The following is a 15,061-nucleotide window of genomic DNA, read 5'->3' on the forward strand; positions in this document are numbered from 1 at the left end:
CCATGACCGACAAGACCTGGACCGAAGTCGACGAATACCTCGAAGGCGCGCTGCTCGCCCCCGACCCGGTGCTCGACTCGGCGCTGGCCGACGCCGACGCCGCCGGGCTGCCGCAGATCGCCGTCGCCCCCAACCAGGGCAAGCTGCTCCACCTGCTGGCCCGGCTCGCCGGGGCGCGCACGATCCTGGAGATCGGCACGCTCGGCGGGTACAGCACCATCTGGCTCGCCCGCGCCCTTCCGGCCGGCGGAAAGCTGGTGACCTGCGAATACCAGCCGAAACACGCCGAAGTCGCGAAGGCCAACCTGACTCGGGCCGGCTTCGGCGAGGACGTCGTGGACATCCGCGTCGGCGCCGCGCTCGACACGCTGGCGACGCTGACGGGGCCGTTCGACTTCGTGTTCGTCGACGCCGACAAGGCCAACCTCGCGAACTACGTGCGCGCCTCGCTGGCCCTGGCGCGGCCGGGCACGGTGATCGTCGTCGACAACGTCGTCCGGCAGGGCCGGGTGACCGACCCGGAAAGCGACGACCCGAACGTCCGCGGTGTCCGCGAGATGTTCGACCTGCTGGCCACCGAAGGCCGGATCGACGCGACCGCGGTCCAGACGGTCGGCGGCAAGGGCCACGACGGGTTCGTGCTGGCGCTGGTGCGGTGAGTCAGCGCGGCGGCCGCCCGGCCGCCGTGAACGCGCGCCAGACGTCGGCCGGGACGACGTCGCCGGTCAGCTTCCGGCCGGCCGCGTCCTTGAGCCGCCGCTCGTCGTCGGAGCCGATCCAGACCGCCGTCGCCAGCTGCGGGGTGTAGCCCACGGCCCAGGCGTCCTGGAAGTCCGGGCTGTTGCCGTGCTCGGCTTCGCCGGTGCGCAGCGCGGCCGGGCCGCCGCCGGTGCGGAGCGTCTCGGTGACTTCGACGGCGACGCGGCGGCTCGTGTCGTCGTCGCCGAAGGCCGGGCTCGAGGTGTCCCGGTGTTCCCAGACGACCGAGCCGCTTTCGTCGCGCACCTTCGCGACCAGGTGCGGGGTGGCACGCCGGCCTTCGGCGGCGAAGGTCGCGTACGCCCCGGCCACGTCCAGCGGCCGCAGCGGGTAGCGGCCGATGGCGATGCCCGCCCCGATCAGGAAGCCGTCCTTTTCCCGCAGGGTGGGGACGCCGTCGACGGCGTCCGGGATGCCGGCGCGGCGGGCGGCGTCGCTCAGCGCCTCCGGGCCGAGCCGCTTCGCGAGCCCGATGAAGGGGCCGTCGGCGTGGGCCGCCATCGCCGACCGCGGGGTGCACTTCGGTCCGCAGACGTCCGGGTACTGGAAGTTCTCGCCGAGGAACTCCAGCTTCGCCGGCGACGGGATCGGCTGGTCCGGGACGTAGCCGCGGCTCAGCGCCGCGGCGAGGGTGAACGGGTGGAACGCCGTGCCGAGCGGGTGCGAGGTACCAGCGTAGTCGCGGACGCCCTGGTCGCCGCCGTAGTAGGCGCGGACGGCCCCGGACGCCGGGTCGACCGCGACGACGGCCCCGCGGAACTCCTTCGGCTCTTTCTCGAGCCTGTCCCGCAGGGCCTTCTTCGCGGCGTCCTGCCGGCTGCGGTCCAGCGTCGTCTCGACCGTCATGTTGCCCTGCTGGAGCCGGCTGAGCGGGAACCCGTCCTGCTCCAGCTCGGCCAGGACCTGCTGCTTGACGTGGAACTCGTCGTAGGTGACGCGGCCCGCGCGGGTTTCCGACGGCGGCTGGATCCCGGCACCGGGGTAGGCCATCGGCTCGCCGGCCTGGACGTACCCGCGGCTGACGAGTTTGTCGCGCACGTACTGCCAGCGCCGGGCCGCGTGGAGGTCGCCCGAGGCGGCGGGGTCGTGCACCGAAGGCGACTGGATCATCCCGGCGAGGAAGGCCGCCTCGCTCCAGGTGATCGAGTCGTCGAGCTTCCGGCCGAAGTAGGCGTTCATCGCCGCCGCGGGCCCGAACGTGCCGCGGCCGAAGGAGATGATGTTGACGTAGCTTTCGAAGATCTGCTCCTTGCCCTGTTCCTGGGTGATCTTCGTGGCCAGCACGAGCTCGGCGAACTTGCGCCAGAGGGTGGCTTCTTCGTCGCCGGTGGACTTCTTGATGTACTGCTGGGTGATCCCCGACCCGCCGCCGACGCCGGTGAGGAACGCGCGGCCGATGCCGGTCGGGTCGAAGCCCTGGTTGTCCCAGAAGGTCGGGTCCTCGGTGGCGATGATGGCGTCCCGCAGCTTCGCGGGCACCCGGCTGTAGGGGACGAACGTCCGGTCGCCGTCGGCCGGGATCACCTTGAGCAGCTCGGACCCGTCCGCGTACTTCAGGACGACGGTCTTGCCGAGCCCGGCGAGCACCTCCTGGGGGCTGCGGACGTCGAGCACGAGGTAGGCGACCCAGAAGGCGATCAGCGGGCCGCCGACGAGGACGCCGAACGTCCAGCCGGCGATGCGCCGGGCGCGGCGCCACCTCGGCGGGCGGGGTTCGGCTGCTTCCGCGGTTTCTTCGGTCGGCAAGGTCACGAATGGATGACGGCCGGACGGGTGAGAAAGTTCGGCGGAGGGTTGTTCGAATCCCGTGAAGATTGAATCTGTCGAAATCAGGACAGGAACGCGCGCAGCAGCGAGGCGGTGCCTTCGATGTGCTCCGCCATCGCCCGGCGCGCGGCGGGCGCGTCACCGGCCAGGATCGCGTCGACGATCGCCTCGTGCTGGGCGTTCGAGTGCTCCAGGTTGGGCGGGAGCAGGGGGATCCGGTCGAGCAGCTGGTTGACGCGGGTGCGGGCGTCGGCCATCGCCGTGGTCAGCGAGCCGGACGCGGTCACCTCGGCGATGGCCAGGTGCAGCCGCGAGTCCTTGCGGCGGTAGTCGTCGAGGTCCGCGCCGGCGGCCTCGGCGAGCGTGCCGGTGAGGTGCTGCCGGTCGGCCGGGCTCAGCGACCGCGCGGCGGCCATCTCGGCGACGCCGGTCTCGAGGACGTAGCGGAGGCTCAGCGCGTCTTCCAGCGCGACGGAGTCGACCTTGCCGCCGGGCTCGGGCGGGGCGGGCAGGGTGTCGTGCACGAACGTGCCGCCGTACCGCCCCCGCCGTGACTCGACGTAACCGGCGTCGGAGAGCGCCCGGATGGCCTCGCGCAGCGTGACGCGGCTGACGCCGAGCCGCTCGGCGAGCTCGCGCTCGGACGGGAGCCGCTCCCCCGCGCCGACGACGCCCAGCCGGATCGCCTGCAGCAGCCGCTCGACGGTCTCCTCGAAGGCGTTGCCGGTGCGCACCGGCCGGAACAGCGCTTCGCCGGCGTTCACCACCGAGGTCGACTCCATCCCGCGAGTCTAGGCGCTGCCCGGCCATCACCCTGTGTTCGCGGTGCGGAAAACCGGTGGCCCCCGGCGGCCACCCTCGGCGACGATGGGACCACCGACACCGAACATCGACGCAGGGGGCGATCCGGTGCACTTTCTGATGGCCGAGGACCTGGTCCACGAACGAGAGAACGAGTTGCGCCACGGCGTGCGCAACCGCCCACCGGGCCGCGCGAGGCCCAGCCGCCACCCGGGAACGCGGAAGCAGCAGCTGGGCTGGCGGCTGGTCGAAGTCGGCCTGAAACTGGCCGTGGAGCCGGAGGACCGCCGGGACTGACCTGACCGTACCCGGCCACTGTTAGCCGGTGGAGCTGTCACCGGGATCCGATTGTCCCGGTTGCGAACTCGCTGTAACACCAGCCCGCGTTTTCGAGACGGTAACGGGTACGGGTTACGGATGTCTGCCAGGGACGGAGTTCGCGCATGACCGAGACTGAGTTCGACGAGCCTTTGGCGATGGACGAATACGGTGTGTCGCTCGAGGTCGCCCTCTCCCGGCTGCGCGCCGAACTCCAGGAAGCAATGGTCGCCGGCGAAAACGAGCGGATCCGGTTCGTTCCGGAGTCGGTGGAGGTCGAACTGGAGATCGTCGCCAAGAAAACGCGCTCTGCGAACGGCAATGTCAAGATGTGGGCGGTTTCGGTCGGCGGCAGCGGCGCGAACGAGCGATCCGCCACGCACCGCCTCCGGCTCAAGCTGAAACCGCGTGACATGTCGCTCGCCGATCCAGAACAGATCATGCTCGGCAGATGACCGAACGCGGATTCGAGCACATTGCCCGAAGGGTTGTGCAAGTACGTGGAGAACTGACCGGAACCGGTTTCCTGATCCAGGCCAACTTGGTCCTCACCGCGTTTCACGTCGCCGGCAAATACTGTACGGTCTTGGTGGACGAAGATGAGATTCCGGCTCACACCGTGCTCAAAGACCCGGAACTCGATTTCGCCCTGGTCGAAGTTCACTCGTCTTCGCTCGCCTACTCCAACTGGCCTTGGGGCCTGGTGGCGGACACGGCGCTGATGAGGCTGCAGACGTGGGGTTATCCCGCGGTCGACGCCGCGGCGATCAACAAGAAGCCCACTCCACACTGGTGGGAGCTTCATGCTGGTACGGCTTTCGCCGGACATCTGGGGCTGACGCTACCGGGCGGCGGAGCACCGCGGGACGTCTACGACCAGAGCGGCAAGCTGAGCACCCAGTGGGTGGGCCTGTCCGGCGGGCCGGTGCTCTCCGAATCGTCCAACCTGCTGGTCGGCGTGGTGGTCAAATACTCGGGGAGGTACGACAGCGGCCGCATCGACGCTCTGGACGCGGGTCGGCTCCTCGAGCACGATGGCTTCGCCGCGCGGGTCGGCAACCCTCGGCCGACGCTGGTCACCGGCGCGGCACCCGGCATCCCCACCGCCGAGAAGCCCACCCTGAAGACGACCATCCTCGACGTCGACCTGCTACCGGGAACATGGCAGCCGGAGCGCGGGCCATCCGTCAGCCCAGTGCACCGGTACCGGCTCGACGCGGTCATCGGCTCTTCCGCCGGGCCGTTCGAGGTGGTGCTCTGCGACGACGAGACCGCGGCGGACAACCGCCACGCGCTGGCGACCGTGCTGACCGAAGCGGAGGCCCTCGCCGCTCCGCTGTCGGCGCCTCGCCGGTGGTTCACCCTGGCCGATGACGAACTCGGTGACGTCGCGCATGCCGCCGCGGTCGCGAAGCGCCTGCTCGCGCCCGAAGGGTGGAGCGAATCGATCGGCTCGGACACCCGAGGACGGTGTGCGGGCGTGGTGGTCCCGGTCACCGGGATCACCCCGGCAGGCCTGGGGCCGGCCCGAGTCGGCATCATCGCGCACACCCTGGCCGGACTGCGGCGGTTGCTGCCGGAGGTCGCTCTCGTCACCCACGTGCTGGGACCGGACACCGTTCACGCCACCCACGCGGCGCAGGAGGTCGCCACCTCGCGGCGGAAGCACGGGATCCCCACGCCTGTCCTGCGTTTCAGGCCGCAAGCTCGCGAAGTGACGGCGGCCGACCGAGAACGGGTAGGTGTTGTGCTGGCGCTCCTCGGCATCGACGCGGAGACGACCGGAGACCGGCAGTTCGATCCGATCGCGGTGGTCAAGGCGCTCGATACCGCGGAACTCGGCGACCAGGAGGAGGTCGCCCTCCTCCGGACGATCACCCCGCTCCAGCTGTTCACCGAACTCGTCCATGCCCACGCCGAGCACCGCTCGCCACCGCATCGGATGCGGTCGTTGTGGGCGGTCGCCGGCAGCGGTGTGGACCTCTCGACCTGGCTGGACGCCGCAGGCGTGCCGAGCCCCGCCGACATGCCACCGCGTCGGAGCGCCGAAGTCGCCCTCTCCGTGGTGCTCGCCCTGCTGCGCCGGCCCGGGGCAAGCGAAGCCGAGGTGCGGTCGTGGTGTGACTACGGCGGCCGGCCCGGCCACGTCCTCGGCTCGCTGCTGCGCCGTCAGGACGATCGCTGGGCGCTCGACGTCGACCGTGCCGGCACGCACCGCGATCCCGCTGCGGTCCGGCTGCTCGCCGCGGCGGCCGCCGCCTTGGGGCTCGGCGTGCACGACCTGCCGGTCACCGCGGCGAACCACCCGTTGTTCTGGGCGCTCATGGTCAGGACACCGCTGGACGACGCGGCGGTCAGCGCCCTCACGGCGGTGCCGCCCCATCTGCAGGCCGTCCTCGACGGCCGGTCCGACGACGACATCGAAGTGATCGACCACGTGTGCGGCCTGCGCGAGGAGCTGCCGCACCTGGGCAGCCGAGGTGAGGAACATGCTCGTTGATTGGTACTTCTGCAACGCCGTCGGCCTGACCCCGTCGGCGACGCACGGCTTCCTCGACGTGCTCGCCGCACTGCGCAACCGGACGGACGAGGAGCTCGTCGTGGTCGCGCTCGACGAGCTCGAACACGCCGAAACGAGCTTGCTCTTCTACGCCCTTCGGGACATCTTCGCCGCGCGAAGGGCTTTCGACGGCGAAGCCGTGCAGGATCGTGCCGCGGCCCGCTTGACGGAGGCGGCAGCGGCCGCCGGGGTGCGCCGAACACCCGCTCCCCCCACCGCATCCGTGCCCGCGCGAGTACGGAACATCTCCTCGACCTCCCTGCGCGACAAGACCGGGTTGGGGTTCAACGATCGTCCTTACCTGGACACGGCCGAGTTCGGTGCCGAAACGGTCATCCTGTCCGAATTGGCCGACCTGTGCGCGGAGACGCCCGGGGCCGATGTCGCGATCATGGCCGAACCGGCGTTGGCCACGCTCCTGGATCGGGCCTGCCGCGGCAGCCACGGGCGGCTTCCGCTGCTGCTCGCGTGCCGGGTCCTGACCCGCACCCAGTCCGAGCGGGTCGCGCGCGTGTTGCGCAGGCCGCAGGCCGGTGTCCTCGCGCTGGAGCCGGACCTCCTCGCGGCATTGGCCAGGGCACGGTTCGGGGTCGGCCCGGAGACCGACCTGACCGCGATCGCCGCCGAGGCGACCGATCGCCGGGTGCTGGCCGCGGACCTCGCGGACCTCCCCGCCGTCGCCGACCGGCGGCTGCACGAGGTTCGGATCCGGCTCGGCTGCCTCGACAGCGCGCCCGCGCGGCTGACCGCCGCCGTCTGGCAGCTCACCCTCGCCGAAATCACCCTGCTCGACGGAGCCCCGTCGGACTACCGGTGGCTGCGGGACTGGCTCGCTTCGCCACCGGCGTTCGGTAAGGCGGCCCCCGACCCGGACGAAGACGGGACAGCGCCGGAACAGCCTGCCCTCGATCAACCCGCTCAGCCGACGCCGTGGATCTACCGGCGGGACTCGTTCTGGGTCGCCAAACCCAAGAAAGACGCCGCGGGTCGGCGCACCCAGACCCGGTTCCCCGGGTGCGCCGACCCGGTCCGCCTGCTCACCCTGCTCGGGTCCGCGCTGGCCGCGGCCGAGCTGACCGTCACCGATCGCCCGCACCCGGAGGACGACACCGGTCTGGAATTCCTGCTGCACACCGCGGACGTCCTGGCGGACCCCCTGCTCCGCGACACGGTGACGAGTCTGGCGAAGAGGCAGACCCAGGACGTGCGGCCGATGTCGCAACAGCTGGCTGCACTCGCGGTGCACACGTACCTCCGGGTCGGCCGGATCGGGGCCTGTCGCGACGAGCGGATCGAGCCGAGCCGGATCGTCGACCTGACCATCAGCCGGATGAAGGCCCCGCCGCGCAACAGTGAAGCAGGCAAACTGCACGACACCGCCGCCGCCATGCTCGTCACTGATTGGGTGTTCAACGCGGTCTCCGGGAGTACCGGGGTATCCGGTTCCGACGGGTCGAACCGCTGGTTCGAGGGCGAGCGCCCGCCCGCACGGCAGTTGCTCGCCTGGATCGTGTCAGCCTTGAGCGCCCGCGGCAGCCGGGCCCCGGTAGGCAGGCAGAAGCTCCTCCTCGCCCAGCTGTGGCCGCAGGAGCCCCTCGGCACGCCTTCGGACTGGCCGTCGCGGCTGGCGGAGCGCGACGCCAAGATCGGTGCGCAGGAACTCTTGCTGACGCCTCCGCTCTCGGTCGCGGAGTGGGAGGAGCACTGGGACGAGCTGGCCGGCCGGCTGCCCGAGGACGGCGCGGTGTCCGTCGCGGCAACGGAACGGCTCGCCGCCGTCTTCGCGGAACCGGAGTGGCCGGCCGCGTCCGTGGTGGAGCCCTGGTCGGCCGACTGGATCCGGCACATCGACGCGGTCCACTCCCCCAGGACCTTCCGCCGCGACCTTCGCCGCCGGCTGGTTCAGCTGTTCTCGTTGCCGGCCGGCCACGAGAACGCCCAGCGAATCCTGCGTCAGACGCTCGAGAAAGTCATCGACGCGATCGTCGAATTCTCCATCGATGCCCCGAACGACCTGTGGTTGCTGGCCAAGGCCCTTGTCACGCCGCCTTCGGAAGGGGGCGCCGGGCCGGAAACACTGCAATTGCTCCGCTCCCGCTTCCTGCACGTCGCAAGCGCGTTGCCCCCCGCCACCGCCACCGCCTACCAGCTGATCAGCCCGTACCAGGCGCACGACGCGATGGAGGTTCAGCGGGTTCGCTCGCGGATCATCGAACACGTGCTGTTCGCCGTCGCCGGTACGTCGGCGAAGACCAGCACCGGGCCGGCGCTGCTCGGGGAGATCTACCGGTCGACGGTCGAGGACCTCGCCTTGGAAGCGCAAGCGGTCGAGAAGACCGTGACGCTCGGCCGGGAAAGACCCGCGTGGCCGGACGAGCGGTGGCTGTCGTGGGTCACGATGAACCACGCCGACCAGGTCGTCCGGTGCCGCCTGCTCGACCGGGCCACGCCGGAGGAGCACTCCGGGCTCGTCGACCTCGCCGCCCTGCCGGTCGCCGACCGGCAGCGCCGGCTCGCGGAGCTGACCGCGGAGAGCACCCGGACGCTGGGCATGGTGTGCGCGCCGCCCGGCCTGGGCACGGACGGCGAGCCGGGTGTGTGGGTCAACGTCGGCACCGCCGAACCACTGTGGGTGAAAACGGCAGCGGCCTGGTCGCTCGGAGACGCGGTCGAGGTCTCGCTGCACCGGGAAGATGCCGAGACACCGGTGACAGCCCGCTCACCACGGCAACTCGACATGGCCCTCCGACCGGATCGGATCCGGGCGGCCGTGGTGCGGACCGGCGCCGCCGAACACGGGAAGATCCCGGCGGTGAAGATCGTCGACACCGGTGGCAGGACCATCGATGGCGGGCTCGCCAAGGACGCCCCGCGTCACCGCCGCGTCGAATGGGTGCGACGCTGGGATCCGGACACGTCGGCGGCTTTCGGAGAGTCCGCCGAGGTACGCACGCTGGCCCGGTGGGACGCCGACGACCGGTGCTGGTACCCGCTGGACCGCACCATGGCGGAGCTGGTCGCCGCCCTTCAGGCGTCCGGCGCCGAGCGAGTGGTGACGGTGGTCGGCACGGTCGGGGACGGACGGGAGCGCAGCTGGCGGCTCTCGACCGCGCCCGGTGTGGTCTACCTGGTCCACCGCGAAGATTGGACCGAGTCCGGTCACGGCGAGCTCGCCGGCTGGTCCTCGGTCGCCGGGCTGCGGCTGCGAATCCGGCTGACCGAAGAGCGCGGCCGGGTCCGGCTGGCGCCGGCCGGGCCGGACGCGGTCGACGACCGCAACCTCCGGTGGGCCGGCCTCTTCGACGAACCCGAGACGCTGGTCGCCGAACTCGAAGACGGGATGTGGCGGTTCTTCGCCGACGTGCCCGGGATCGGCGCGACCTCCCTCGCGGTGACCGGGCTGGATGACGTGTCCGGAGTGGACAGAGCCGGTTTCGTGGTCTCCCGCTGGGATGCCCTCGACCAGCGAGCCGCGGTGGTCGAGGTGAGCAGGATGCCCGAGTTCGCCCTCACCAAAGTCGAAGATCCGGAGTCGGGGCGGAGGTTCGAGCGGCTCGTCGGGCTCCAGCCCGACGATGTCCTCACGCTGACCTCGTTGCTCGGCAAACCGCGCCGGGGAGGCTGGCTCGCGCGCACCGCGGACGGCATGGTGGTCCGCGTCGCCCCCGAGTCGATCACCATGCTGCCGATCGACGAGGTCGGCGGCGGCGTGGCCCCGCGCCAGAGGAGACAGGCCGTCGTCACCGCCCGCGTGCCGTGGCGCAACGTGACGGAACGGCGTGCACAATCGCTGTCGGCAGAAGAACTGTTCGGTCACGCCGTCCCACCGAATGTGCTTTACGCGCCCGGGGTCTGCGCGATCCGGCCCGTCAAGCTCGACCAGCCGGGCAATCTGCACACCGTCTGGCTGCGGTTGGCCGATCAGGTTCTGGTCCGCGCGGTACCCGAGTCGGCCTTCAGCGTGTTGCCGGCCGGAGTCGGTGATCCGGTCGAGGCCACGTGCGGGCCGGACGGGCGGTGGCACCTGCGGGCCACGCCGCAGACCGTGTACGTCGAGGCGCTGTGGAAGGCGGACCCACGACCGCAACCGCACCACAAAGACGTCTACCTGTGCACGACGACGGTGGACGGTCGCCGGACCGATCTGTTCCAGGCGACCATGAACGGCGAGGTACGCCTGCGGCTGGTGCCCGCGGGCAAGTCCCGCCGGCACCTCGAGGAAGCGGGCTTGGGCAGGTTGCTCGCGAAGCCGCACGACGCCGAAGCAGCCGTGTTCGGCCGCGGCCGGGCGGAAGTGACGCTTCCGAGCGGCGCCACGCTGCACGGCGAAACCAACGGCCGGGATGACGGGCTGCCGCGGCAGGTGACCGAAGTCCGGGTTTACGGAGCACCGGCGGAAGAACCGTCAGGCGGCCGCTGGTGGCGGCTCACCCGGCACATCGCGGTCCGCACGGTGCCACGGGATCGAAAGCAGCACCCGGCCGCGGAGCACGAGAAACGGTGGCGGGAGCACCTGGCGAAACCGGATCCCCACCTCGTCGGAGCGCTGCTCAAGAACGACGACCAGGTTCGGCTTTCGACTCTGTTCGTGCCCACTGCGGACGGCTGGCGGGATGCGGTCCCGCTCGACGCGGACCGTGCGCCCTGGGTCACCGGCGACTACCCGCGCAACGAGCTCCGGGTCGTGCTCGTGGATCGGGAGCGAACCTGGTGCGCCAGCCACGCGATGGTGGCCCCGCTGTCCTTGGACGAGCTCGTCGACGACCTGCGGCGGCGCGGCACGCAGATCCAGCCGAATCCGGGAGAGCTGGGCGTCGAGCTGCGGTACGCGGGCCGGGTCGGCGGCGAACAGCCCGTGCACCGGTTCGAGTGGGGTTACGGCTGGCGTGCGGAAATCCCCGAGCAGCTGATCACCGTGGCCGGCAAGCCGGTCGGCCACAGTTTCCCGCTGTTCTACGGCGAAATCGTCCGCCGGGCCGCCTTCGTCCGGAAGGCCGGACGGTACGAGCTGGACCTCGCGTCGTTCTCCATCGAGCACGAGGTCGGCGCCTTCACACCGGCCCGGCAGATCCACTTCGAGGCCACCAAGGGGATCGTGCACCGGATCGAGGTCGAGGTGTCGCTCTCCGCGGGCACCGCCTGGGTGCGGGTCGTCCACGGCAGGCAGGAGCGTCTTTCCGACGACGACCGGGACGACTCACAGGCGGTCCGGCTAGAGCACGCCGAACTCGACGAAGACACGATCTCCTGGCTCCTGAACCGTGCGGCCGCCGAGCCGGACGACAGCTCGCACCGCTACGAGCTGCTCGCCCGGCTCGACCACGAGCGGGCCACCCGGGACTGCGGCCGGACCATGCGCTTCGCCAGAGTGACGAAGCTGGCCAAGAAGCAGCGGCTGTTCATGATCGCCGGTGACATCGTCCAACGCGACAACGACGTGCACCTCGAACTGCACCTGCCGCCCAACCTCGAACCCTTCACCGGAGCGCGCTCGCGCGCGAGGGTGAACCGGCGGGTGTTCGCCCACCGGGAAGGCTTGCTGCGCTCCCTCCACCGCAAGAACCCCGCGGCGCTGCGCGGCGCGGTGATGCTCGTCGAGGTCATGGACGACCCGGAAGGCGAGCGGGTCTGGCAGGGGACCACCCGCATCGACCTCGGCCGGCGCCTGTCGCACCTCTTCGACTACGTCGAGCACCACGGCGGCGGCTGCTACGCCGTCCTCACCAAGGTCCGCGACCAGCAGGTCGGGCTGGAGTTCAAGCCGGGCGCCTACTTCTCGGTGCCGTTCCGCAAGATCCGGCGGAACGGCCGGCTCGAGCCCGGCTCCATCGTGCGGATCGCCGCCGGTCTCGGTCTGTTCGAGCTGTTCCGGGCCGTCCGCGACGACCGCGAGTACCTTCCCGAGCCCGGACGTCCGGCCGTGGCGTTGCCGAAACAGCCGCTGCTGTGGAGCGGGACCGCCGTCGAACGAGCCTCCGAGCAGAGGATGTTCACCATCGGCGGCCTTCCGGGCATCCAGGCGACCGCGGACAGCCCCGGCTTCGAGGGCCGGGACCTCATGCAGTTCCGGCACCCCAAGATCGTGGTCGCCCGCCGGACCGACCACGAGGTCGTGCTGGGCAAGTCGGACCCGGCCCGCTACCCGGCGGGTGTGGTCGTCGTGGACCGTGACGGCGTGCAGCCGTTGGTCCGGCTGCGCGGCCGGCGACGTGACGACATTCCGGTCAAGTGGGGACAGCTGAGCTTCGCCGACGCGGGAGCGTGGCGGATCGCCGAGAGTTTCGATCAACGCGGCTGGTCCTACCACGACCGGCGAACCGGCTTCTGGCCGGTCATCGTCGGGGAGAAAGCCCGGTTCGCCGAACAGAGCCTGGCCGACGAGCAGGTCACCACGGCGCGCGGTGTCGTTTTCTTCACCGGCAAGCTGGCGCTGCGCTACCCGGAGGCGGAGCTGCCCCGCTTCGGTTTCTCGGCGAGTGACGCCGTCAGCGAGCTGTCCGACGAGTTCGGCCCGTCACCCCAGGACTACGTCGTCGCCGCGCCGGTCGCCGACAACGGCGGCCTCTGGGTGGAGACATTCCCGGGCCGCGTGATCGAACTGTCCGCCGATCTGCTGGTGGCCGGGCCGTCGGATCAGTACCGTCCCCTCAGGATGGTCGACTGGACCCGGTTCGCCGCCGGCGACAAGGTACGCCTTTCGCTGCACCAGCCGGACGACAACCAGCTGCAGGTGTCGTGCGTCGCGCTGCATTCGTGGGCCCCGGGGCCGCGGGGCGCCTTCCGCGGCTCGCGGACGTTGCTGCCCATCGACAAGGCCGACCTCGGCGATATGAAACTGGTCCTCGGTCACGGCCGCGACCGCCTCGACTACCCGGTGTCCAAGGCGGACCTGCCCCGGAGCAGGCGTCTTCCGGCGGTGTGGCTCGGACAGGACAACACGCTGCGGTACGCCCGGGCCAACCCCGAGCTGGAGCCGGGCGACGTCGTCCTGCTGGGGCGCAACCGGGCCGGCAAATGGTTCGTCTACGGCTTGGGCGAAAGAACCGTCGAGCCGGCCGGCCTCGACGAGACGTCGTGGCCGGACAGCGAGTGGTTGCACGCCGAACTCACCGGCGCCGGTGGTGAACGCCTGATGTCGCTGTTGCTCAACTCGATGCCGGTCACGGTGGAAAAGGCCGGGGAGAATCAGGTGGTCGTGTCGCGGCGGCTGCAGCCGGCCGGACGGGTCCGGCCGGGCCGGTGGGTCCGCGCGCGGGTGCTCGGCTTGCTGAACGAGGAGCGGGTGCTGCTGCGGACCGGCGCGTCTCTGCTGACCGTCGCGGTGGACCGGCTCGTGCCGGGGATGCCGCCCGCCGCGGCCACCCGGGTCGTGGCGGAACTGGCCGTGGACAAACGGCCGAAGTGGTTCCACGCCGACGAGAACGGTGAGCTGCGCGGCGGCCTCCCCGCGGGCGAGGAGCAGACGGGCGCCGACGTGCAGGTCGAGCCGCTGTGCGTGATCGGCGGCGACGAAGGTCAGCACGGTGTGCTGTGCCTGCAGCGGGACACCGCGAGCCTGCGCTGGCTCCCGGCGCGCGAGCTGGGCTGGGTCGCCGATCTCACCGCGACCGAGCAGCAGGAGCTGATGGCACGCCCCGGCTTCAAGCGCCTCACCGCCCGGGTCAACCCCGACAGCACGCTTTCGGTGGTCGCGGCACGCGACATGGAGCGACGGCTCAGCGCGCTGCGGCCGGGTGACACGTTCCGCGTCACGCTGGAGGTCGAACGCACCGGCCGGAACGGGGTGCGGCGGTTCATCGGGTGCTATTACCAGGCAAACGTGATCGTGGAGTTCGAAACGGACGACCGGAAGCACCAGGTCGGCTCGGCTCCGGTCTCGGTCGAGATCGCGACGGTGGCCGCAAGCCCCGATCGGCACCTGATCGTGGTCGACAACGGCCGGCGTCGCATCCCGATCGACCTTCCGGCCGAGCTGGTCAGGGTGATCAAGAAGCCGGAAAAGTACCGGCTGAGCCGGAGCGCGGTCGACACCCAGCTGCTCGAGGCCGTGCCGAAGGGTGATCGCCGGCTGGTGGCGGACGCCCTCCACGACTGGCTGCGGGAACACGAGGTGGAGGTCTTCGGAGAAGGTGAAGGGCGCCTCGACGCCGCCGCCCTCGTCGCGGCCGCGCTGGCGGCCGACTTCGTCGCCCCCGCGCAGGGCGGTGGCTGCGCGGAGCTCGCCGTGTGGCTGGCGTGGCAGGCCGGTTTGCGGGCTCTTCGCTCGTGGCACGTCGAGGCCATCGCCGACACGTGGACCGAGCCGGGTGCCCGGCTGTCGGCCGGGGAGTGGCAGCGACTCCGGCCGGTGGCCGAGCTGATCGACGTCAAGATCCTTTCAGCCGACCGGAATCAGATCGGTGCGGTGTGCCGTGGCATCATCAGCCGGTCCCGGGTGCGGCACGATCCCCGGTTGAAGGCCGTCGCACAGGCGTTGCTGGCCGCGATCGGCGAATCTTCCCCGGAGCAGGCCGGCGAGGCAACCGGTTCGCTGCCCCTTCTCGCACCGCTGGGCAGGGCACTGACCCCGCCACGCGACCGGGCTGTCGCGCAATCGCGGCTCTTGCCGGCTCAGCGCGCCCTGCTGCGCCAGGTGTTCGCCGCATTGGCCTCGCTCGACAACGGGATTCCCCTGTTTCCGCCCGTGTGGACGGCACCGGCGCGCCGAGAGCTCGCCGAGCGGGTTCTCGCGGACGCCGTGGCCACGCTGGATGCCACGAAGACGATCGACGACGGGGCCGCCGCCATGAGCAACGGCCCACAGGAAGGGGAACGCTCCGAGCGGCTGTGACGAGCGGACGACCCGAAAGCGACGCG

General features: G+C 71.0%; 7 protein-coding genes. 5 read left to right on the forward strand and 2 right to left on the reverse strand.

Features of this window, described 5'->3' with window-relative positions; genetic code table 11:
• Positions 1-2: 2 nt before the first annotated feature.
• Entirely contained in the window at positions 3-659 is a 657-nt protein-coding gene (locus ACWEGE_RS04480; protein ID WP_449659008.1) for an O-methyltransferase, read from the forward strand.
• Between the two features lies 1 nt (position 660).
• Here ACWEGE_RS04480 and ACWEGE_RS04485 read toward each other — a convergent pair whose 3' ends face one another.
• Together ACWEGE_RS04485 and ACWEGE_RS04490 are read right to left on the reverse strand one after the other, a co-directional pair.
• Positions 661-2,511, reverse strand: a complete 1,851-nt coding sequence (locus tag ACWEGE_RS04485; RefSeq protein ID WP_449659009.1) for a transglycosylase domain-containing protein — start codon at positions 2,509-2,511, stop codon at positions 661-663.
• A 77-nt stretch (positions 2,512-2,588) separates the two neighbouring features.
• Positions 2,589-3,308, reverse strand: a complete 720-nt coding sequence (locus ACWEGE_RS04490) for a FadR/GntR family transcriptional regulator (RefSeq protein ID WP_449659010.1) — start codon at positions 3,306-3,308, stop codon at positions 2,589-2,591.
• 127 nt (positions 3,309-3,435) lie between these two features.
• Here ACWEGE_RS04490 and ACWEGE_RS04495 point away from each other — a divergent pair, with 127 nt between their 5' ends.
• The 4 genes from ACWEGE_RS04495 (at position 3,436) to ACWEGE_RS04510 (ending at position 15,035) form a co-directional block, all read left to right on the forward strand.
• Positions 3,436-3,624, forward strand: a complete 189-nt coding sequence (locus ACWEGE_RS04495) for a hypothetical protein (protein ID WP_449659011.1) — start codon at positions 3,436-3,438, stop codon at positions 3,622-3,624.
• A gap of 146 nt (positions 3,625-3,770) precedes the next feature.
• On the forward strand, positions 3,771-4,100 hold the full coding sequence (locus ACWEGE_RS04500) for a trypco2 family protein (RefSeq protein WP_449659012.1): 330 nt from the start codon (positions 3,771-3,773) through the stop codon (positions 4,098-4,100).
• Positions 4,097-6,145, forward strand: a complete 2,049-nt coding sequence (locus tag ACWEGE_RS04505) for a trypsin-like peptidase domain-containing protein (RefSeq protein ID WP_449659013.1) — start codon at positions 4,097-4,099, stop codon at positions 6,143-6,145. Before ACWEGE_RS04500 ends, ACWEGE_RS04505 begins: the two co-directional genes overlap by 4 nt.
• Positions 6,135-15,035: a hypothetical protein gene (locus ACWEGE_RS04510; RefSeq protein ID WP_449659014.1), complete on the forward strand. Its 8,901-nt coding sequence runs from the start codon at positions 6,135-6,137 to the stop codon at positions 15,033-15,035. The genes ACWEGE_RS04505 and ACWEGE_RS04510 overlap by 11 nt, the downstream gene beginning before the upstream one ends.
• Positions 15,036-15,061 lie beyond the last annotated feature (26 nt).

The organism is Amycolatopsis sp. NPDC004747, assembly GCF_053601335.1.